A 20,363-nucleotide genomic window follows, 5' to 3' on the forward strand; every position below is an offset into this window, starting at 1 on the left:
TGGTGGTGCGGCCGCCCGTTCCGAAGTTGAGCTGAGCGACGCTGACGGCTGCGGGTGGCTTCGTCGACCCGGGAGAGTTCGGCCTCGATGGCGAGCGCGCCCCCGGCGGGGGCGGAGGGGCGTGACTTGCCGGCCCTCGGCGACAAGGACCCGGGCGGAATCACATCAGCGAGTCGTCGTAGGCGGCCGTCAGCTCCCCGTCCGCATCTCCCGTGTTGATCACGCCGGTCGGCTCGATGAGAACCGCGTGAACCTCTCCGTCGGCGACCGGGCAGTGCTCGACGCCCCGGGGTACGACGAAGAGCTGACCGGGACGCAGGACCACGTCGCCGTCACGCAGCTGGATGGTCAGCTCCCCGTGGACCACCAGAAACAGCTCGTCGGTGTCCTCATGGGTGTGCCAGACGAACTCCCCCTGCACCTTGACGACCTTGACCTCGTAATCGTTGAGCCGCGCCACCACTGCAGGCGACCAGTACCGCGACACATGGGACAACTTCACGGCGATGTCGACAACGTCACGAGCCATACCCGCCAATATGCCATCGGCAGCTGCACTTAGGGAGATCGACACCCGTCGTGCGGAAGCCGTCGACGCCAAAGCGGAAACGGCCGACCCTCGCGCCGAGGTGGCCGGCGGGCGGGCGTGGGCGTTCGCCCTCCGTGCGGAGGTCGCCGGCGGGTGGGCGTGAGCGGTCGGCCTCCGTGCGGAGATCGCGCGCGGTGAGGCGGGAGCGGCAGGCCCTCGCGCGGAAGCGGCCTGATGGAGGCGGTAGCGACCGGTGGTGGTGGCGGGGTCAGCTCCGGGCGCGCAGGCTGAGCTGGTGGGGCAGCCGCTCGTTTCGGAGTCGAGGTGAGCGGCGCCGCCGGCTCTGGCGCCGGAGCGGGTCGCGTGGGACTCGGGGCAGGACGGACCGACTGCGGCAGGGCTGGACCGGGCAGAACTGCGGGCTGCGGCGCGGTCGGGCCAACCGGCGCCACGGGCTGCGGCGCGGCCGGGATGGCGGCCGGGATGACTGACGCGACCGGCTGCGGCGCGGTCGGGGCAACCGGCGCCACGGGCTGCGGCGCGGCCGGGATGGCGGCCGGGATGACTGACGCGACCGGCTGCGGCGTGGCCGGCGCAACGGGCGCGCTGGGCTGCGTTGCGGAAGGTAATGAGGCGGCTGGAGCGTGCCGTGCGGTGGGCTGCGGCGCGGAGGCCGGCCGGGATCGGGGGCGCACCGGCATGGCTGGCAGCACTCCGCCGGGACCACTCGCGCCGGGCGCCCAGAAGCCCTCCCGGCGAGCCCGCAGCTCAGCCAGCCGCCGGGTGTGCAGGCGAAACTTGCCCCAGTCGCGCCGCACCTTGTGCTCGCGCCGAAACTGCTCGCGCTCCGGGCACCAGCGCCGCGAGCGGGTGCGATCACGCATCCCGGTCACCTGCGCCCGGCTGAACAATCCCAGCTGTCCCATGCCGAAAATTGTCCTCCCGCCCGATGCCGAATGTCGCATCGAAATGACGATCCGGCGTGGAATTAACCACCGTCACCATGCCACTCCGAATTGGCTTACGAATGCATGTGAGTGATACAAGCAAAGAGCGAGGAAGCGCGGAGCGTATTGCCGCTGAGGCGGCAGAAACGGACGCCGAGACGGTGAAACAGACAGACGCCGGACGGTGACAAGGGCGGGCAGAGGGATGGTGACAGAGGCGCGCGCCGAGACGGTGACAAGGGCGGGCGGAAGGACGGTGACCAAGGCGGGCGGAGGGACGACGGGTGCGTCAGAGGTCGCGCAGGCCCTTCAGCAAGGCGATGTCGGCCGCGTGGCCCTCGTGCTCCTTCGTCGGCGTTTCGACGATGATCGGGACGCCGGCGGTGGCGGGGTGGGTCAGCAGCTCGGCGAAGGGGGCCGCGCCGATCGTGCCGGCGCCGATGGTTTCGTGGCGGTCGCGGGTGGAGCCGCAGGCGTCCTTGGAGTCGTTGGCGTGGATCAGCATCAGCTTTTCGCGGCCGACGGTGGCGATCAGGGAGTCGATCGTGGCTGTCATGCCGCCCGGGGTGGCCAGGTCGTGCCCGGCCGCCCACGCGTGGCACGTGTCGAAGCAGACGCCCAGCCACGGGTGGTTCTCGACCGCCGCGAGGTACGGGCCGAGATCCTCGACCTTCGACGCCAGGCTCCGGCCGCCGCCCGCGCTCGGCTCCACGAGCAGCTTCGGCAGACCCTCCGAGGAAGCGACGTCGAGCAGCGGGAGGAGCGCCTCACGGAGCTGGTGCATCGCCTTGTCGTCGTGGGCCGGGTCCACCGAGCTGCCCGCGTGATAGACCACCGCGGTCGCCCCGATGGCCTGGCCGCGGCGCAACGCGTGCGACAGCGTCTCCACCGAGCGGTCGACTGTCTGCTCCGTGGGCGAGCCCAGGTTCACGAGCAGCGACGCGTGGATGTAGGCGGGCAGCCCGCGTTCGCCGCACCCGTCGCGGAACAGGGTGTCCTGCTTGGGGTCGCCCGGGGGCAGGGCCCAGCCGCGGGAGTTGGAGACGTAGACCTGCACCGCCTCCGAGCCGGCGGCGTCCGCATAGGGGAGCGCCGCCTTGGCCAGGCCGCCGGAGGTCTTGGTGTGCGATCCGATCCGGCGGGTCACAGGCAATTCAGCACTACCTCGGTCTGGGGCGCCACCTGGCTGTTGCCGCCCGGGTTCTGCTGGAACACGTTGCCGTTCTGGTTGAACTGGAGGCGCACCCGCAGGTTCATGCCCTGCAGCGTCTGGGCCGCCTGCTGGCAGTTCTGCCCGGTGAGGTCGGGCACGGTGACGAATGGCGGGCCCTTGCTGACCTCGAGCTTGATCTCGGTGTCCTTCTCGACGCCGGTGCCCGGAGCGGGCGTCTGGCCCAGCACCGTGCCGGCCGGCTCGTCGCTGTCCTTGACCTGCTCGACCACCTGGAGGCCTTGGCCCTGCAGCTCGGCGCGGGCGTCGTTGATGTTCTTGCCCTTGACGTCGGGCACGCTGATCGGCGCCTTGCCCTTGCTCAGCACGACGGTGACGGTGTCGCCCGGCTTCGCCTCCGTGCCCGCCTTGGGGTCGGTGGAGATGACGGCGCCCTCGGCCACGTCGTCGCTGTATTTCGGGGTGCCCTCCTTGTAGACCAGCTTGGCGCCCTCGATGTCGCCCTTGGCCAGGGCCTTTTCCTTCTCGATGACGTCGGGCACGGGGTAGCGCTCCGGGCCCAGCGAGAGGATCAGCGTGATCGTGCCGCCCTTGGCGATCTTCTCCTCGGCCGGCGGCTGCTGCTCCAGCACGACGTCCTTGGGGACCTCTTCGCTGTAGCGGCCCTGCCCGAGCACGATGCCGAAGCCCTGGGCCTTGGCGGTCTGCTCGGCCAGCGTCTGGGTGGCGTTGACCAGCTGCGGCGCCTTGGTGAAGCGCCCGGCGGTGAGCCACCAGGTGCTGCCGGCGATCGTGAGGACCATGGCCGCGATCGCCGCGATGATCAGGATGCGGCGCCGGTCGCCGAAGCGGCCGGTGGGCTCGGGCGGCTCGGGCTCGGCGTAGCGCCGGGCGCCGGCCGCGCGGCGGCCGCCACCCTGGTCGGGCAGGCGGGCCCAGGACGGCCGGTTGCCGCCGGCCGCGGGGAAGGTCGAGGTGACCTGGGGTACGAGCGCCGTGGCGTCGGCCGCCGGCGGGCGCGCGGGCACCTGGCGCAGCAGGGCCGTCTCGACGTTCGCCGCGCCGAGGTCGTCCCGGACCACCTGCACCTCGGCGAGCAGCGCGCCCGCGTCGGTGGGGCGGGCGCCGGGGTCGCGGCGGGTGGCCCGGGCGACCAGGTCGTCGAGCGCCGTGGGCAGGCCGCGGACGATGCTGGAGGGCGCGGGCACGTCGTTGTCGACGTGGCGCCAGGCGATGTCGACCGGCTCGCCGCCGTCGTAGGGCACCCGGCCGGTCAGCATCTCGAAGAGCACGATGCCGGCCGAGTAGACGTCGGTGCGCGCGTCGGCGTGACCGTCGGTGACCAGCTCGGGCGCGACGTAGGCCACGGTGGCCATGAGCTGGCCGGTGTCGTCGGACGAGCTCGCCTCGACCGCGCGGGCCAGCCCGAAGTCGGCGACCTTGACGACGCTGTCGACCAGGTTGCCCAGGCCGCCGCTGGGCGCCTCGGCGACCAGGACATTTTCCGGCTTGACGTCGCGGTGGACCAGGCCGGCGCGGTGGGCGGCGGCGATCGCGGAGAGCATCTGCTCCAGGATGGCCAGGGCCTCGACCGGGTTGAGCCGGCGGCGCTGGGTGAGCAGGTCGCGCAGGGTGCGGCCCTGCACGTACTCCATGACCAGATAGGGCAGGCCCTGGTGGCGGCCCTGGTCGTAGACGGCGACCACGTTGGGGTGGGTCAGCCGGGCGATCGTCTTGGCCTCGTCGGTGAAGCGATCGACGAAGTGCACGTTCGTCGCCTGCGACGGGTGGATGATCTTCAGGGCGACGGTGCGCTCGAGGCGGTCGTCCACGGCGGTGTAAACGGTCGCCATGCCACCACGGGCGACGCGCCCGGTGATCCGGTAGCGCCCGTCAATCGTCGTGCCGATCAACGCGTCGGCGACTGTCGTGTCCATCGGCGTGAAGTGTATGTGCCCTTTCCTGAACGGCGGACCAGGATGTCACAGCTGAGACCGAACGGGTATGGCGACCGGCGCGGATTCAGGTGAATTGCCCGCGACACCGGCGCGTCGCGGGCGGCTATGTCATGAAAAATCGGATCAGTCCCGGCGTGCGTGCCGTGCCCGGCGCCCGTCGTGCCGCCGGCCCTCGCCGTCGTCCGGCTCGGCCGAAGTGGGGTCGTCCGACGGCTCGGCGGACGGCGACTCGGTGTCGCTCGTGGACTCGGTCGGCGTGGGCACCGGCGGGGTGGTCGCCTGGTGCGTCGGCGCCGCGGTGGGCGTCGGCACCGGCGGGGTGAGACAGTCGCACGGCTCCGGACCGGCGGGCGGCGTGGTGCCCCCCTCCACCTTGGTGGGACGGGTACGCGGCGGAGCGGTGGCGCGGGTGGTCATACCCGGCGTGGCGGTGGTCGCAGCTGTGTTCGGGATCACCTGAATCGTGTCGGCGAGCGGCTCCCGCACCAGCGTGGCACCCGGCTCGGCGGAGGCGACAGGGAGCTCGGGGGCCGACCCGCGGCCGAGACCCTGGTTCGAACGCGCCGCCCCGGGAGCGGCTGCCGCCAGCGGGTACGGCTCAGCGCCCGGCTCGCCCCCGGCCAGCGCGCCCATCCCGCTCGTCACGGCGAGGTAGCTGCCGCCCGCCCCGGCGACCACCAGCGTGCCCAGCGCGGTCACCGTCACGAGGCGGCGCCGGTTGCGGTCCTGGGCCGGGCCGGTCCGCAGCCCGGTGACGCCGCCGAACGTACTCATGCCGGTCGCCGTCACCTCCTCGCGCACGGCGTGCCGGGCGGGCAGGCCGGTCGCCGGGTCCGGCCGGTTCATGTCGTACTGCAGGGAGCGCCAGGCGCCGGCCATCTCCGTGCGGGTCTTCCGCCACAAGGTCATCGCGACTCTCCTGTCTGCCGGACGGCAAAAAGCGGGAACTCGGTTTTCACACCGGGGAGGGGGCGTGGCACGCTGGTCGGGTGACCGATTCCGTGACCAAGGGCCCCGCGAGCTGGGTCAATCTGCCGGACGTGGCAGAGCGCCTCGAGGTGTCGATCAGCAAGGTGCACCAGATGATCCGCGACGGCCACCTGCTGGCCGTCAAGCGCGACGGCATCCGGGTGGTGCCGTCCGAGCTGGTCGCCAACAGCATCGTGCTCAAGCACCTCCCCGGCGTCCTCACGTTGCTCCACGACGCCGGGTACAACGACGAAGAGGCCCTCGGGTGGCTCTACGAGCCCGACGAGACCCTGGACGGCTGCGGCGCGGTGGCGCTGGGCGGCGACCGGGCCCGCGAGGTCAAGCGGCGCGCGCAGGCACTCGGCTTCTGAGTGCGCCACTTCTCGTACCTCTTCGTGCTCCTCGGCTGCCTGGTCTGCGCCGGGTGGCTGGAGCCGATCTTCAAGGTCAACGTGTTCCGGCGCTGGCGGCGCCTGCTGCTGACGCTGCTCCCGGTGGCCGTGGTCTTCGTGCTGTGGGACCTGGGCGCGATCGCGGCGGGGCACTGGACCTTCGACCCGGAGCAGACGACCGGTGTGCTGTTCCCGGGCGGCCTGCCCCTCGACGAGGTGCTGTTCTTCCTGGTCGTCCCGATCTGCGCGGTGCTCGGGTTCGAGGCGGTCCGGGCGTCCCTCGGGAAGGGTGACGACGAGTGACGTACACAATGGCGGTGTTGATCGGGGTTCCGGCGGCGGTGCTCGTGGACCTCTTCGTGCTGCGGACCGCGCTGGTCGCCAAGGCCGTCTTCTGGGCGACCTACCCGATCATCATCGTGTTCCAGCTGCTGTCGAACGGCATCCTGACCGGGCGCCACATCGTGATCTACGACCCGGACGCGATCGTCGGGCTGCGGATCGCGTACGCGCCGGTCGAAGACCTGTTCTTCGGTTTCGCGATGATCCTGCTCACGCTCTCCACGTGGGTGTGGCTCGGCCGCCGGGGCGTGCAGCGCACACCCCGGGCGGGTGAGGGGAGCAGGCTGCTGTCATACCTGGCGGCGCGTCGCGGCGTCGGCCAGGGCGACCAGCACGTCACGGGCCTCCGCGTCCAGCTCGACGGCGTCGAGGGCGGCGAGCCCGGCGGTGGTCAGCGCCGCGATCCGTGACTCGGTGCGGTCGAGCGCGCCCGTGGCGGTGATGATCTCGCGCAGGCGGGCGACATCCGGGGCGGGACTGCCCAGACCGGTCTCCAGCTCGGCGCGCTCCGCGGGGCCGGCCGTCTCGTAGGCAGTCGCGATCAGGTACGTCCGCTTGCCCTCGCGCAGGTCGTCGCCCGCCGGCTTGCCGGTCACGCCGGGGTCGCCGAACACGCCCAGCACGTCGTCACGGAGCTGGAACGCCTCGCCGAGCGGCAGCCCGTACCCGGAATAGGCCTCGAAGACGGCCCGGGGCGCGCCGGCGAGCGCGGCCCCCAGCAGCAGCGGGCGCTCGACCGTGTATTTCGCCGACTTGAAGCGGGCCACCTTGCTCGCCCGCGCGGCCGTCATGTCGCCGGTGACCGGGCTGAGCACGTCCAGATATTGCCCGACGGTCACCTCGGTGCGCATCTCGTCGAAGACCGGCCGGGCCCGGACCAGCGCCTCGAGGTCCACGCCCGCGCCCTGCAGCAGCTCGTCCGACCAGACCAGCGCCAGATCGCCGAGCAGCACCGCGGCCTTGTCCCCGAACGCCTCCGCGTCACCCAGCCAGGCCGCCGCCGCGTGCCGGGCGGCGAACCGCTTGTGCACCGACGGCTCGCCGCGGCGGGTGTCCGAGCGGTCCATCAGGTCGTCGTGGATGAGCGCGGCCGCCTGCACCAGCTCCAGCGCGGAGACCGCGGCCACGACCTGGTCGCTGTCCACCCCGCCGGCCCCGCGGAAGCCCCAGTACGCGAACGCGGGCCGCAGCCGCTTGCCGCCCCCCAGCACGAAGGCCTCGAGGGCGTCGGCCACATCGGCCAGGTCGTCGTCGATCGCCAGCAGCCGGGTGCGCTGCCCGGCGAGGAAGGCGGAGAGGGCCTTGTCGACGCGGGGACGCAGGCCGGCACGGTCAAGCAGGGAGGTCACGCCGCCCAACCTAGCCGGTAGGGTGGGCGCGTGGCTCTCGGTCTCCCCTCCCAGCTGCCGGCGACCCCGGCGATCGGTGACCTGGTGCGAGGACCGGGGCCGACGTTCTCGTTCGAGTTCATGCCGCCGAAGACCCCCGAGGCCGAGCAGCTGCTCTGGCAGACGATCCGCGAGCTCGAGCCGCTGCGGCCCGACTTCGTCTCCATCACGTACGGGGCCGGCGGCAGCACCCGCGACACCACCGTCGACGTGACCGAGCGCGTGGCCGGCGAGACGACGCTGCTGCCCATGGCCCATCTCACCGCGGTGAACCACTCCGTCGCCGAGCTGCGCCACGTCATCGGCCGCCTGGCCGGCGCGGGCATCCGCAACGTGCTCGCCGTCCGGGGCGACCCGCCGGGCGATCCCACGGGCGAGTGGGTGCGGCATCCCGAGGGGGTGCTCTACGCCGAGGACCTCGTCCGGCTGCTCAAGGAGTCGGGCGACTTCAGCGTGGGGGTGGCCGCGTTCCCGTACAAGCATCCCCGCTCGGGTGACGTCGACAGCGACACGCGGCACTTCGTCCGCAAGTGCCGGGCGGGCGCCGACTTCGCCATCACGCAGATGTTCTTCGAGGCGGACAATTATCTGCGGCTGCGCGACCGGGTGACGGCGGCCGGCTGCGACACCCCCGTCGTGCCGGGCGTGATGCCGGTGCTGCGGATGGGCACGATCGAGCGGGCGGCTCAGCTCTCGGGGGCGCCGTTCCCGGCCGGCCTCCGCGCGCGCTTCGAGCGGATCGCGGACGACCCCGCCGCCGTACGCGAGCTGGGCCTGGAGTTGTGCGCCGAGATGTGCCGCCGCCTGCTCGACGAGGGCGTGCCGGGGCTGCACTTCATCACCATGAACCGCTCCACCGCCACCCGAGAGGTCTGGCAGAAGCTCCGGTGACCTGGGATCAGTACGCGGACGCCTGGTCGGCGCTCCACGGTGGCTTCGACCCGCGCACGGCGTCGCCGGTGGTCCGCGGCTGGGTCCGGCTCGCCTGGCGCGGCGGCAGCCTCGCCGGTCGCCTCGGCATCGGCCCGTCCGGAGTCACGACGCTCGGCCTGGCCCTCTGCGCGCTGGTCCCCTTCGTGCCCCTGCCCGCGGCCGCCGTGCTCGTGCTGCTCGCCGCCTTCGCCGACACCCTGGACGGCGCGACCGCCGTGGTCACCGGCCGGGTCACCCGCTTCGGCTACGTCTACGACTCCGTCGCCGACCGGCTCGGTGAGCTCGCGTGGCTCGCCGCCTTCTGGGCGGCCGGCGTCCCCGGCCCGCTCGTCGTGGCGGCCCTCGCGATCAGCTGGCTGCACGAGTACCTGCGCGCCCGCGCGACGGCGAGCGGCATGACCGAGATCGGCATGGTCACGGTGGGCGAACGCCCCACCCGCGTCTCGGTCGCCATCAGCGGCCTGGTGATCGCGGCCGTCCTCACCCCCTGGTCCGCGACCATCGTCCTGGTCGCGGTGATCGCCTGGCTCACGCTGGGCGTCGTGGGCTTCGCCCAGCTGGTGTACGCCGTCCGGCGCGCGTTAATCCGTTGATCCATCCCGCCGTGCGTCCTACCTTTTGTCCCGTGACGCCGCGCCGGGACTGCTGAGGATCCCTCCTTCCGTGCTGCGCGCGTGCCGTCGCGCCGGTCAACAAGGGAGGTGATCCGTCATGAGCGTGGTCCTCGTTCTCAACGCCGATTCCGGGCCGCTGCACCGGGTCAGCGTCCGGCACGCCATCCGCATGCTGTTCCGCGAGGTCGCCGTGGTCGAGGAGGCCCGGCCCGACGATCGCATCGGCGTCTTCCCGGTCCCGACGATCATCCGCCTGGTCAGCTATGTCGTCACCCGCTGGCGGCACAGCCACGGCCCGGCCTGGTCCCGCGCCGGCGTCCTCACCCGCGACGGCCGCCGCTGCGCCTTCTGCGGCAAGCCGGCCTCCACCATCGACCACGTCCTGCCCCGCTCCCGGGGCGGCGCCAACAGCTGGACGAACACCGTCGCCGCGTGCGGCCGCTGCAACCAGCGCAAGGGCGACCGGACGCCGGAGGAGGCACGCATGCCGCTCCGCTTCCGCCCGGCCGCGCCGAGCTGGGCCGAGGCCGCGGCGCTCTGATCGGCGGCCGGCGGGTGCAGCACCACGGGGGCCCGCCGGCCGTCATCCCTCTGCCCACCTGTCGCCGTACGCTTGTTTGCGCCACCCCATTGCATTTCATCGACAATTCGGGGTGGCGTGGTGACGGTGATTACTTTCATTCCGGATCATCATTTCAATGCGACATGGCGGGGCGGGCCGGAGGACAATTTTCGGCATGGGACAGCTGGGTTTGTTCAGCCGGGCGCAGGTGGCCGGGATGCGTGATCGCACCCGGTTGCGGCGCTGGCGCCCGGAGCGTGAGCAAATCCGGGCTGAGCACCAGGTGCGGCGTGACTGGGGCAAGTTTCGGCTGCACACCCGGCGGCTGGCTGGGCTGCGGGCTCGCGGGGAGGGCTGCTGGGCGCCCGGCGCAAGCGGTTCCAGCGGAGTGTTGCCTGCCATGCCGGCGCGTCCCCCGAGCCGGCCCCCCGCGCCGCAGCCCGCCGGGCGGCACACTCCCACCTCCTCGCCGTCTCCCGCACCACTCACCGCGACTGCGCCGGGGTCCGTGGCGCCGGGTGCCTCGGCCGCGCTGCAGGTCGCTGTGCTGTCCAGTTCGGCTTCGCGGTCGAGCCGGCCTGGCTCGAGTCCCGTGCGACCCGCTCCGGTGCCACAGCCGGCGGCGCCGCTGACCTCGACTACGGAACGGGCGGCTGCACCGTCAGCTCGGCCTGTGCACCCAGGGCTGACCCCGCCACCACCGGTCGCACCCGCCTCCGCCAGGCCGCTTCCGCCTCATCGCCGACAGCTTCCGCTTGAAGGCCGGCCGCTCCTGTCTGACCGCCAGCGAGCTCCGTTTGAAGGCTGGCCGTTCCTGGCTGACCGTCAGCGACTTCTGCTCGTCGGCTGGGCGTTCCTGGTCAGCCGCCGGCGACTTCCGCATGGAGGCCGGACGCTCCCGCGCGAGGGCCGGTCGGCGCCGGCGGTTTCCGCGCGACGGCTGTCGGCGCTTTTGCTGGGCTTGTCGGCGCGATCGGCCCTTACGCGCGGCAGCTCAGATCGCGGCATGCGAATGCTGATCGGGTCCACCGAGATGAGTGAGACTGCTTCGGTCCTGCCTCGCATGACGAATTGCGCGCTCCATTCAGCCGAGTCGCGAGGTTCGGCCCCGTGGCCCGCTGTCATGTACCCGGGTCCATGTCAGGCGGCGAAGATGTCGTCGGGTGTTGGTCGACATCCGCGAGACGGGTCATGGCGACGGCTGCATGTCTCTTCGGGGGCGGCTGCCGATGGCATATTGGCGTGAGGACACCGACGAGTTGTTTCTCGTGGTCCACGGGGAGCTCACCATTCAGCTGCGTGACGGCGACGTGGTCTTGCGTCCCGGTCAGCTGTTCGTCGTGCCGCGGGGCGTCGAGCACTGCCCGGTCGCCGACGGAGAGGTTCATGCGCTTCTCGTCGAGCCGGCCGGCGTGGTCAACACGGGAGATGCGGGCGGGGCGCTGACGGCTGCCTACGACGACTCGCTGATGTGACTCCGGCCGGTCACTTGTCGCCGAGGGCTGAAAACTCACGCCCCCGGCCTTGTCGTCGCTGCGCACGGCGTTGCGGTGCTGGGCCGACGGCAATGCCAGGCCGGGCCGACGGCGGAAATCGGGCAGGCGAGAGCAGATGAGATTGGATCAGGGCGAGTGTCAGGGCTCGGGGCTCCACCAGCGGGCGGTCAGGGTGACGGCGGCTCCGGCGAGGGCGGTGGACAGGCCGGTGACGAGAGCGGTGTGCAGGTTGGCGCTCAGCCACAGGGCGTAGGCCGCCGTCACTGCCATGGCGAGTGTTGTCACGGTGGCTGGGGCGTAGGAGCGGGGGAGCAGGAGGAGCGCCGGTAGGCCGATGAGGATCACGGCGGCGGCGGGGAGGGTGCCGGCGGCGGCGCCGTAGATCAGGATCAGGAGCAGGACGCCGGTGTTGTGGGGGATGTCGGCGGTGAACTCGCCGATGCGGGGAAGGCCCGCGACCGCTGCGAAGAGGGCGACGGCGGCGGCTGCCGTTGCGGTCAGCCAGCGGCCGGCGGGGTGGGTCCGGCCGGCGAGGCGCCAGGCGATCAGGGTCACGATCAGCAGCGGGAGGGCGACCGCGAGCACGGCCGGGCCGCGGGGGACGGGCGGTTCGAGCAGGACGACCAGACAGGCCGTGACCATGCCGCCGATGATGCCGGCGGCCAGCGCCGTGGCGACGAAGACGGTGGACTGCTTGAGCATGGGTTCTCCTAGACGAGCATTTGAGCGATCGCTCAAACTGAGCCTAGCAGTGATTTGAGCGACCGCTCAAAGGGTTACCGTGGGGGCATGAGTTCCGCACCTGAGCGCACCGCCCGCGACGTCACCGGCCTGCTCAACTCGGCGGGGCATGCGCTGTCCAGCCGGCTGAACGCGGCGCTCATCGAGGTCGGGCTCACCGAGAAGATGCAGTGTGTGCTGGTTCATGCGCTCGAGGAGGAGCGGACGCAGATTCAGCTGGCGGCGCTGGCTGATCTCGACAAGACCACGATGGTCGGGGTGGTGGACGAGCTCGAGCGCCGGGGGTTCGCCACCCGGCAGCCGTCGCGGACGGATCGGCGGGCGCGGATCATCGCGGTCACCGAGGCGGGGCGGCGGGCGGCCGAGCAGGGGCAGGAAGTGGTCGACCGGGTGCACGTGGAGGCGCTGGCCGGGCTGCCGGACGACGTGCGCGCGGTGTTCGTACGGGCGCTGGCTCAGCTTGTCGACGACAACCGGGAGGCCGGGCCGAAGGCCGTGCGGCGGGCGCGGCAAGTCGTCCGTTAGAAGATAGTCCGCTTCCGAACAATCTGTTAGGGTCCGATGTATGGACCCCTCTCGTCGTGCCGCCGCGCTGGCGGTTCTGTGCCTGACCGCGCTCATGATCGTGCTGGACAGCACGATCGTGGCCATCGCCCTGCCCGCCATCCAGGGCGATCTCGGCTTCTCCGACGCCGGCCTGTCGTGGGTCGTCAACGGCTATCTGATCGGCTTCGGCGTGGTGCTACTCCCGGCCGGGCGCCTCGGCGACCGGATCGGCGCGCGACAAGTGCTGCTGGCCGGGCTGCTGGTGTTCACCGTGGCCAGCCTGGTGTGCGGGCTGGCGCCGGGCGCGGGCTGGCTGGTCGGCGGGCGCCTCGTGCAGGGCGCCGGCGGCGGGCTCGCGTCGGCGGTGATCTTCGGGATGATCGTGCGGCTCTATCCTGAGGCGCGCGGGCAGGCGCGGGCGCTCGGGCTCTACAGCTTCACGCAGGCCGGGGGCGCGGCGCTCGGGTTCGTCGCCGGTGGCGTCGTCACGGACACGGCCGGCTGGCCCTGGATCTTCCTGATCAATGTCCCGATCGGCGCGCTGGCGCTGGGGGCCGGGCTGCGCGTCGTGCCGCGCGAGGCGGGCGCGGGAGTGCGTACCGGGAAAATGGTCCTCCGCAGCCGGCACCTGTGGGTCGCCCTCGCCGCCACCATGCTGATCTTCGGTACGGGCATGGGCTTCCAGTACATCAACGCCCTCTACCTCCAGCGCGTCCTCGGCCTGGATCCGGTCACGACCGGCATCGCCTTCCTGCCCACGCCGGTCGTCATCGGCCTGGTGTCGCTCTTCGTCGCGCCGCGCGTCACCGCCCGGTTCGGCCTGCGCGCCGTTCTGGGAGCCGGCCTGGGCCTGATGGTCGCCGGTCTGCTGCTGCTCGCGCGGATGCCGGCCACCGCCACGTACGCCACCGACGTCCTGCCCCCGCTCGTCGTCATGGGTCTCGGCGTCGGCGTGGTCATCCCGGCGATCATCATGCTGGTGATGCGGGATGTCGCCCCGGCCGCCACCGGCTTCGTCTCCGGGCTGGCCAACACGGCGCAGCAGGCGGGCGGCGCCGCCGGCGTGGCCGTGCTCGCCCTGGTCGCCGCCCGGGTCACCGGGAGCGGAGGGTACGGCTACTCGTGGGCTTTTCTGGTGGCGGCGGGCTTCGTGCTCGGCGCGCTCGCGCTGACGTCGCTTGTCCGGCGGCCTGGTGCTCGGGAGGAGGTCAACGTAGCGTTGACACGGTGACACCGGACCTCGATCAGCTTGCCGAGATCGGTCCGGCCCGGGCCCGGCTCGACGAGCGGGAGCTGGAGCTGATCGACCGCGCCCGGCAGGCCGGCGCCACCTGGGCGCAGGTCGCCGCGGCGCTCGGGCTGGCCAGCCGGCAGGCCGCCGAGCAGCGCAGACAGCGGCTCGTCGGCGCGGCTCGGGCGCGCCGGCACGACCTCGATCGGCGGTACGCGTACAGCATCGTCGTCCTGCGGCAGGCCGTCGCCGACCTGCACCGGGCCATCGCCGCCGACCGGGGCTGGACCGGTCGCTTCCCGCGGGCCGCTCTCGCCCGCACGACCGTCGCGACCGCGCTGGACGCCCCGCCCGGCGGGCTGTTTGCGCTGGCCAGCCAGGCTGCCGACGACCTGCGGGGAGCGACGATCCCCGGGTATGTGCGGCTCGCTCACCGCAAGGTGCAGGCCGCCCTGTCAATGAGCGATTGACAGGTTGCCTCGCTGGGACTCAACTCCTGACGATGGCGCCCATGTCCCGCAACGCCACCCTCTTCGTCGCCGTCTCGGTGCTGTCCGGCTTCGGCAGCAGCGCCATGGCCCTGGTCAGCGGCATCTGGATCCTCGATCTGACCGGTTCGCCCGGGCTCGCGGGCCTGGCCGGCTTCTGTGTGTACGCCCCCACGCTCGCCGGGCCGTGGCTCGGTGCCCTGGTCGACCGGCTGCCCCGCCGTCCGCTCGCCGTCGGCACGAACCTGGGCCTGGCCGTCCTGCTCGGCGCGCTCCTCGCGGTCCGCGACCCGGGCGACGCGTGGCTGATCTACGTGGTCTCCTTCGGGTACGGCCTCAGCTACGTCCTGCTCGACGCGGCCGAGTCCGCCCTGGTGCCGGCCGCCGTGCCGCCGGGTGACCTGGGCGCGATCAACGGCCGGCGCTCCAGCGCCCAGGAGGGCATGAAGCTCGTGGCTCCCCTCGCCGGCGCCGCGCTCTATGCCTGGCAGGGCGGTCACGCCGTCGCCGGCCTCAGCGCCGGGCTGCCCGTGATCGGCGCCGTCCTCTACGGGCTCCTGCACGTGCGGGAGCCGGGCCGGTCGCCGCACCGCCGGGAGAAAATGGCGCTCCCCGCGTCGCGCGAGCTCCGGATCACTGTCCTCGTCGCCGCAGTTGCCATCGGCGTCTCCGCCCTCACGACCGCACCGCAGTACGCCGTCGTGACCCGCGACCTCGGGCTGCCCAGTGCCTTCGTCGGCGTGCTGACCAGCGGCCAGGGCGCGGGCTCGATCGTGGCCGGCCTGCTCGCCGGGCGGGTGATCGCCCGGCGCGGCGTGGTCTTCCTCGGTGTGACGGGCGCATTGATCTACGCGGCGGGGCTCCTGCTCAAATGTCTGCCGTGGACGCCGGTGGTCGTGGCGGGCGCGGTGCTCAACGGCGCGCTGCCGTGGACATTGATCGCCGCGGTGACGGCCGTGCAGACGCAGGTGCCCGAGCGCCTGCTGGGCCGGGCGTCGGCCACGGCCAACACGCTGATGTTCGGGCCCATTGTCCTCGCCAACCCGGCCGGCTCGGCGCTGGTGGCGCTCGGCGGCCGCCCCGGCCTGGCGATCGGGGCGGCGCTCTGCGTGGTCACAGCAGGTTTTTCACGTACGCGGTCACGTCAGCCGGATCATGCGTGACGCACCCGATGTAGTTGTCCGGCCGGACGAGAACCAGGGTCGGCTCGGTGATGTCGTAACTCGCGTCGGTGTGGCCGCCGATGTCGACCACGTGCACTTCGCCGGGCACCGCGGGCGCCGGGGTGCCGAAGCAGAGCAGCGTCCAGTGCGGGCCGCGGAGCGCGTCGAAGATGCGTACGGGAGCACCTGAAGTGTCGTGGCACAGGGCGTCCGGCGCGCGATCTCCCGCGCGCACCTCCCCGGGCCGCGGCCTGTGGTCCGCGGCGAGCGGTCCGCCGCGATAGCCGAGACCGAGTTGCCGCAGCACCGGATCGTCGCGGCGCATCGCCTCCTCGGGCGCCGCGAACTGGCGGTGGTGCAGCTTGGTGCTGATCCCGAGCACGTGCGCGGCGATCGGCAGCCGCTCGGCCTCATAGGTGTCGAGCAGGGCGTCGTTGCCGGCGGCGAGCTTCCAGCCCAGGTTGTACGCGTCCTGGATGCCCGTGTTGAGGCCCTGCCCGCCGGCGGGGGAGTGGATGTGCGCGGCATCCCCGGCCAGGAAGACATTGTCCACGCGGTAGCGGTCGACCATGCGAATGTTCGCGCGGAACTGTGACGTCCAGCCCACGTGGGTCAGCGTCACCTCCGGCGCCAGGCGGGCGACGACGGCGCGCATCTCCGCCTCGGACGTGGCGAGCGGCGCGAACAGCTGCCAGACGTCGGTGCCGGGCAGAGGACAAAGAGCCAGTTGCTGCGTACGCCCGTCGGGGCCGGGCCACATGTGCCATGCGTCCCGGGGCAGCCCGGTCAGCCGGACGTCCGCGATGAACATGGTGTGGGTGTCGTACGTCTCGCCGGCGAATCCGACGCCCAGCAGCCGGCGGATCGTGCTGCGCCCGCCGTCGGCCCCGACCACGTAGCGCGCCTCGACCGTCTCCCCGGTGCTCAGCTCCACTGTGGTGCCGCGCAGCCCGGTGACGGCCGTGCCGTACTCGATGCGCCCGCCGAGCCCGGTCAGGTGCTCCGCGAGCAACTCGCCGGTGCGCCACTGCGGCACCATCCAGCCGTTCGGGTACGGGACGGCGGGCGTCGGCTCGTGCACCTCGTCCATGCGCCAGTCCGTGAGCGTGCCGTCGGGCCGGTGGATGCGTAGCGGCGGGTAGAGGGCGCCGGCCGCGAGGAACCGGTCGAGGACGCCGAGATCGTCGAGAACCTCGAGCGTACGGGGCTGGAGTCCCTTGCCCCGGGAGCCCTCGAACGGATGGGACGAGGCCTCGACGATCCGGTACGGGACGTGGCGGCGCTGCAGCTCGATGGCGGCCGTGAGCCCGGTGGGCCCGGCTCCGGCGATGAGGATGGTCATCGGTTCCCTTTCGATGAATTTTGGTTCACTGAATTTGGATTCACCGTAGAGCGCGGGAATAATCGGCGTCAAGCGCGCGGCGGGAGGTCCAGGTGGCGACGGGGGTGCGACGGCAGCAGGCCGAGCGGACGGAGGCCGAGCTCAAAGCCGCGGCGGTGCGTGTCTTCGGCCGGCTGGGCTACCTCAACACCAAGATCACGGACATCACGGCCGAGGCCGGGCGGGCGGCCGGATCGTTCTACTCGCACTTCGGCAACAAGGAGGCGCTGCTCGAGGCGTTGCTGGCCGACGTGCTGGCCTTCGGTGACGCCTCGGCCGGGTCCGCCGGGCACAGCGACGACTTCAGCTCCCGCGAGGCCGTGCGGTTCCACGTCGCGTCCTACTGGCACGCCTCCCGGCGCCACCGCGTGGTGCTCGACGCGCTGCGGCAGGCCGCGACCGTCGACGCCGCCGTCGCCGCGCGGCTGCAGGAGCTGACCGACCCCGACCTGCGGCACATGGCGGAGCACCTGGTGCGGGCGCGCGAGGGCGGGCTGACCCTGCCGGGCGACCCGGCCCGGCTCGCGGAGATCTTCACCACCCTCATGGCGGAGATGGCGGCGCAGTGGCAGGCGGCCGGGATGCCCGACGACGAGGCGATCGAGCTGCTGACCTCGTTCTACTACGCGGGCATCGGCGGGTGACCGCCGGTTTGCAACTTGTTCGATACCTGTGGGGTACCGCGAAAACTCTTCGAGATCGCTAGATTCCGCTGGTGAGCGACCAGCACCCCGCCCCCGGCCCGTCGTACCCGCCCGTCGACCCCTACGGTTCGGCGCCCGGTGGTTCCTATCCGCCGCCCTCCGACCCGTCCGGCTTCCCGGCCGCGCCGGGGTATCCGGATCCGACGACCGCTTACCCGCCGGCTGCTTCGTACCCGCCGGCTGGGTTTCCTCCGCCGCCGGTTTCGGGCGCGCCCGCCGGTTATCCGGGGCAGTCCTATCCGCCGCCGGTCTCGGGTGCGCCCGCCGGTTATCCGGGGCAGTCGTATGCGGGGCAGTCTTATCCGCCGGCTTATCCGGCGGCGCCGGGTGCCGGTTATCCGGGCGGGCCGGGCTATCCCGGGGCGTACGACTACGCGGGGATGCCGCCGCAGCCGAAGCCGGGCACCAACGGGTTCGCCATCGCCTCCCTGATCTTCGGCATCATCGGCGGCGTGCTGTTCGCGCTGATCTTCGGCGCCGTCGCGCTCTCGCAGGTGAAGAAGTCCGGCCAGAAGGGCCGCGGCCTGGCCATCGGGGGCATGGCCGCCGCCGGTGCCTGGGTTCTGATCGGCGTGCTGGTGGGCATCATCGCCGCCCTGGCCGACACGTCCGGCGACGACGCGTCCGCCTTCTCGCCGCTGCCCGCCGTCACGAGCACCGCCGGCGGCGCCACGGACGTCCAGGACCTGGTCAAGGGCGACTGCCTCAAGAACGTCACGAACTCCACCGACCGCGTCTACGACCTGCCCAAGGTCTCGTGCGGCCTGCCCCACGAGGGCGAGGTCTTCGCGACCTACACGCTGCCCGCCGGCGCCTTCCCGGGCGACGACGAGGTCGAGGACATGGCGTTCAAGGGCTGCGACAGCCGCTACAGCTCGTACACGTCCGAGGACGACCCGGCCATCGAGATCTACTACCTGCACCCGCTGCGGGACACCTGGTCCTCCGACCGGGGCGTGACCTGCATCGCGGTCGACACCAGCGGCCCCCGTACGGGCTCGCTCAAGGACTGATCCCGAGGTGCTCGCGTCATGACCAGGTCGAAGCGCTGCCGCCGGGTGGTGTCGCTGGTGGCCACATCGGCGGGCCGGGTACCAGCGGGCCGCGCGCGATCTCGGCCTGGACCCTGCCCGCCGCGCAGACGGCCGGCGCCGCCGTCCGGGCCGGGCACCGCGAGCACTTCGCCGTCTCACTGGTCCGCCGGGCCTGCGCCGCCTGATCTTTTCCTGAGAGCGCTCTCGGTCGTACCGTCCGAACCATGGAGCGCGTCACCAGGAACCGGCAGTCGCCCACCGCCCTGCTCGCGATGCTCGAGCGGGCCTACGGCGCCGGGCCGGTGCCGGACGCCGGCGACGAGTGGGTCAGCGAGCTCGACCACGGCTGGCTCAACATGGCCTATCTGATCCGGCTGCGCGACGGGCGCCGGGTCGTGTGCAAGATTGCCCCGCGCGAGGTCATGGCCCTGTTCGGCCGGGAGTGACCGCCGACGCCCTGGGGACCCGGCCGGTCGGGCGGCTGTTGTGGCACACCTGCTCGCAGACCACGCTGTCGGTCAGCGCGTACGGGATCTATGCCCTCACCAACGCCTGGTTCGTCGCCCGCGGAGTCGGCACCGACGCCATGGCCGCGGTCAACCTCGCCGCCCCCATCCTGCTCGTCCTCGGCGCCGTGTCGACGACCGTCGGCGCGGGCGGCGCCTCCCTCGTCTCGCGGCGGCTGGGCGCCGGCGACCCGGCCGGCGCCGCCCGGGCGACCGGCCACGCCTTCCTGCTCTTCTGGACGTGCGCGGTGGTCACCACGGTCGCCGGGCTGCTCGCCCTCGGCCCGCTGCTCACCGCGCTCGGCGCCGGACCCGGCTCGCCCACCCGCGGACTCACCCGCGACTACGCCGTCGTCCTGCTCTGCGGCGCGCTGGTGTCCACCGGCTTCTCCAGCCTCATCCGGGCCGAGGGCCGGCTGCGCTTCGCCACGCTCATCTGGCTGATTCCGATCATGGTGCAGATCATCCTCGATCCGCTGTTCATCTACGGCCTCGATCTGGGCGTACGCGGCGCCGCCCTCGGCACCGTCGGCGGTCAGGCCGTCTCGGCCGGCATGAGCTGGTGGTTCTTCTTCGTCCAGTGCCACCGTCCCTACCGCGTCACCGCCCGTGACCTGCGGCCGCACGGTCCCACCCTGCGCGCGCTGCTCACCGTCGGAGCCCCGTCGTTCCTCGCCGGGTTCGGGGCCACCGTGCTGGCCGTGCTCGTCAACAATGTGCTCGCCGCGACCGTCGCCGGGGCGACCGCCCTGGCCGCGTACGCGGTCTGCGCCCGCATCCAGACCTTCGCCGCCATGCCCCAGACCGGCATCAGCCAGGGGCTGCAGCCCGTCGTCGGCTACAACGCCGGGCTCGGGCGGCCCGACCGGGTGCGGCGGGCGCGGACCCTCGCGTTGCGGGCCACCGTCGGCTACAGCACGATCGTCGCCGTCATCGTCGCCGTGGGCGCCGGGCCCCTCATCGCCGTCTTCACCGACGATCCGGCTGTCGCCCCGGTTGCCCGGGACGCGTTGCGCATCATCGCCATCGGGGTCGCCTGCGCCGGCGTCACGCCGCTCATCTCGGCGTACTTCCAGTCGCTGGGCCGGGCGACGCCGGCGTACCTGCTGTCGGTCGGCACGCTGCTCGTGGTGAAGGTGCCGCTCGTGCTGGCCGGGAGCGCCGCCGGGGTCACGGGCATCTGGGCCGGGCTGGCGGCGGGGGAGGTGGTCAGTGCCGTGGTGGCCTTGCTCGTCCTGCGGCGCGTGGCTGGGGACTGAGTCAGCCTG

Annotated in this window: 22 protein-coding genes; 15 read left to right on the top strand and 7 right to left on the bottom strand. The window is 72.4% G+C overall.

The features are described 5' to 3' along the window. Positions 1-160: 160 nt before the first annotated feature. The 4 genes from RAN62_RS20235 to RAN62_RS20250 all read right to left on the bottom strand — a co-directional run bounded on the left by RAN62_RS20235 (position 161) and on the right by RAN62_RS20250 (position 5,514). Complete coding sequence (locus RAN62_RS20235; RefSeq protein WP_305786257.1) at positions 161-529, bottom strand: cupin domain-containing protein; 369 nt, start codon at positions 527-529, stop codon at positions 161-163. A 1,236-nt stretch (positions 530-1,765) separates the two neighbouring features. Further along, positions 1,766-2,629, bottom strand: a complete 864-nt coding sequence (locus RAN62_RS20240) for a deoxyribonuclease IV (RefSeq protein ID WP_305786258.1) — start codon at positions 2,627-2,629, stop codon at positions 1,766-1,768. Next, positions 2,620-4,584 carry a Stk1 family PASTA domain-containing Ser/Thr kinase gene (locus RAN62_RS20245; protein WP_305786259.1) on the bottom strand — a complete coding sequence of 655 codons (1,965 nt, stop codon included), beginning with the start codon at positions 4,582-4,584 and terminating at the stop codon, positions 2,620-2,622. Before RAN62_RS20245 ends, RAN62_RS20240 begins: the two co-directional genes overlap by 10 nt. Before the next feature lie 144 nt (positions 4,585-4,728). Continuing rightward, positions 4,729-5,514 carry a hypothetical protein gene (locus RAN62_RS20250; protein ID WP_305786260.1) on the bottom strand — a complete coding sequence of 262 codons (786 nt, stop codon included), beginning with the start codon at positions 5,512-5,514 and terminating at the stop codon, positions 4,729-4,731. Positions 5,515-5,594: 80 nt separating this feature from the next. Here RAN62_RS20250 and RAN62_RS20255 point away from each other — a divergent pair, with 80 nt between their 5' ends. From RAN62_RS20255 to RAN62_RS20265, 3 genes are read left to right on the top strand one after another with little or no spacing between them, the layout of a single operon-like run. Then, positions 5,595-5,945, top strand: coding sequence for an Rv2175c family DNA-binding protein (locus RAN62_RS20255; protein ID WP_305786261.1), 351 nt, complete (start codon positions 5,595-5,597; stop codon positions 5,943-5,945). Next, a complete protein-coding gene (locus RAN62_RS20260) occupies positions 5,946-6,269 on the top strand; it encodes a lycopene cyclase domain-containing protein (RefSeq protein ID WP_305786262.1) in 324 nt (107 codons plus the stop codon). After that, a complete protein-coding gene (locus tag RAN62_RS20265; RefSeq protein ID WP_305786263.1) occupies positions 6,266-6,718 on the top strand; it encodes a lycopene cyclase domain-containing protein in 453 nt (150 codons plus the stop codon). The genes RAN62_RS20260 and RAN62_RS20265 overlap by 4 nt, the downstream gene beginning before the upstream one ends. Here RAN62_RS20265 and RAN62_RS20270 read toward each other — a convergent pair. Continuing rightward, a complete protein-coding gene (locus RAN62_RS20270) occupies positions 6,599-7,657 on the bottom strand; it encodes a polyprenyl synthetase family protein (protein WP_305786264.1) in 1,059 nt (352 codons plus the stop codon). The genes RAN62_RS20265 and RAN62_RS20270 overlap by 120 nt on opposite strands. Before the next feature lie 30 nt (positions 7,658-7,687). Here RAN62_RS20270 and metF point away from each other — a divergent pair, with 30 nt between their 5' ends. The 4 genes from metF to RAN62_RS20290 all read left to right on the top strand — a co-directional run bounded on the left by metF (position 7,688) and on the right by RAN62_RS20290 (position 11,280). Next, complete coding sequence (gene metF, locus RAN62_RS20275) at positions 7,688-8,587, top strand: methylenetetrahydrofolate reductase [NAD(P)H] (RefSeq protein ID WP_305786265.1); 900 nt, start codon at positions 7,688-7,690, stop codon at positions 8,585-8,587. Next, a complete protein-coding gene (locus RAN62_RS20280) occupies positions 8,569-9,222 on the top strand; it encodes a CDP-alcohol phosphatidyltransferase family protein (protein ID WP_438874530.1) in 654 nt (217 codons plus the stop codon). The genes metF and RAN62_RS20280 overlap by 19 nt, the downstream gene beginning before the upstream one ends. Positions 9,223-9,340: 118 nt before the next feature. Then, positions 9,341-9,784: an HNH endonuclease gene (locus tag RAN62_RS20285; protein WP_305786267.1), complete on the top strand. Its 444-nt coding sequence runs from the start codon at positions 9,341-9,343 to the stop codon at positions 9,782-9,784. A gap of 1,184 nt (positions 9,785-10,968) precedes the next feature. Beyond that, on the top strand, positions 10,969-11,280 hold the full coding sequence (locus RAN62_RS20290; RefSeq protein ID WP_305786268.1) for a cupin domain-containing protein: 312 nt from the start codon (positions 10,969-10,971) through the stop codon (positions 11,278-11,280). Between the two features lie 159 nt (positions 11,281-11,439). Here the strand turns inward: RAN62_RS20290 and RAN62_RS20295 are convergent, their stop codons facing one another. Further along, the gene (locus RAN62_RS20295; protein WP_305786269.1) at positions 11,440-12,003 is read right to left on the bottom strand and encodes a hypothetical protein; all 564 of its coding nucleotides are present in this window, start codon (positions 12,001-12,003) and stop codon (positions 11,440-11,442) included. Positions 12,004-12,090: 87 nt separating this feature from the next. On the opposite strand from RAN62_RS20295, the gene RAN62_RS20300 reads away from it, so the two are divergent. The 4 genes from RAN62_RS20300 to RAN62_RS20315 are packed head-to-tail and all read left to right on the top strand — an operon-like array spanning position 12,091 to position 15,470. Then, on the top strand, positions 12,091-12,567 hold the full coding sequence (locus tag RAN62_RS20300; RefSeq protein WP_305786270.1) for a MarR family winged helix-turn-helix transcriptional regulator: 477 nt from the start codon (positions 12,091-12,093) through the stop codon (positions 12,565-12,567). Between the two features lie 40 nt (positions 12,568-12,607). Continuing rightward, positions 12,608-13,819: an MFS transporter gene (locus RAN62_RS20305; RefSeq protein WP_305786271.1), complete on the top strand. Its 1,212-nt coding sequence runs from the start codon at positions 12,608-12,610 to the stop codon at positions 13,817-13,819. Continuing rightward, a complete protein-coding gene (locus RAN62_RS20310) occupies positions 13,816-14,289 on the top strand; it encodes a hypothetical protein (RefSeq protein ID WP_305786272.1) in 474 nt (157 codons plus the stop codon). The genes RAN62_RS20305 and RAN62_RS20310 overlap by 4 nt, the downstream gene beginning before the upstream one ends. Positions 14,290-14,330: 41 nt before the next feature. Further along, complete coding sequence (locus tag RAN62_RS20315) at positions 14,331-15,470, top strand: MFS transporter (protein WP_305786273.1); 1,140 nt, start codon at positions 14,331-14,333, stop codon at positions 15,468-15,470. Here RAN62_RS20315 and RAN62_RS20320 read toward each other — a convergent pair. After that, the gene (locus RAN62_RS20320; protein WP_305786274.1) at positions 15,421-16,812 is read right to left on the bottom strand and encodes an FAD-dependent monooxygenase; all 1,392 of its coding nucleotides are present in this window, start codon (positions 16,810-16,812) and stop codon (positions 15,421-15,423) included. The two genes, RAN62_RS20315 and RAN62_RS20320, sit on opposite strands and share 50 nt — an antisense overlap. A gap of 104 nt (positions 16,813-16,916) precedes the next feature. Here RAN62_RS20320 and RAN62_RS20325 point away from each other — a divergent pair, with 104 nt between their 5' ends. The 4 genes from RAN62_RS20325 (at position 16,917) to RAN62_RS20340 (ending at position 20,354) form a co-directional block, all read left to right on the top strand. Further along, positions 16,917-17,495, top strand: a complete 579-nt coding sequence (locus tag RAN62_RS20325; protein WP_305786275.1) for a TetR/AcrR family transcriptional regulator — start codon at positions 16,917-16,919, stop codon at positions 17,493-17,495. A gap of 71 nt (positions 17,496-17,566) precedes the next feature. Then, a complete protein-coding gene (locus RAN62_RS20330) occupies positions 17,567-18,568 on the top strand; it encodes a DUF4190 domain-containing protein (RefSeq protein WP_305786276.1) in 1,002 nt (333 codons plus the stop codon). Positions 18,569-18,813: 245 nt separating this feature from the next. Next, a complete protein-coding gene (locus tag RAN62_RS20335) occupies positions 18,814-19,035 on the top strand; it encodes a hypothetical protein (protein ID WP_305786277.1) in 222 nt (73 codons plus the stop codon). Next, complete coding sequence (locus RAN62_RS20340; RefSeq protein WP_305786278.1) at positions 19,032-20,354, top strand: MATE family efflux transporter; 1,323 nt, start codon at positions 19,032-19,034, stop codon at positions 20,352-20,354. Before RAN62_RS20335 ends, RAN62_RS20340 begins: the two co-directional genes overlap by 4 nt. Positions 20,355-20,363 lie beyond the last annotated feature (9 nt).

Source organism: Symbioplanes lichenis (genome assembly GCF_030709675.1).
Lineage (GTDB): Bacteria > Actinomycetota > Actinomycetes > Mycobacteriales > Micromonosporaceae > Actinoplanes > Actinoplanes lichenis.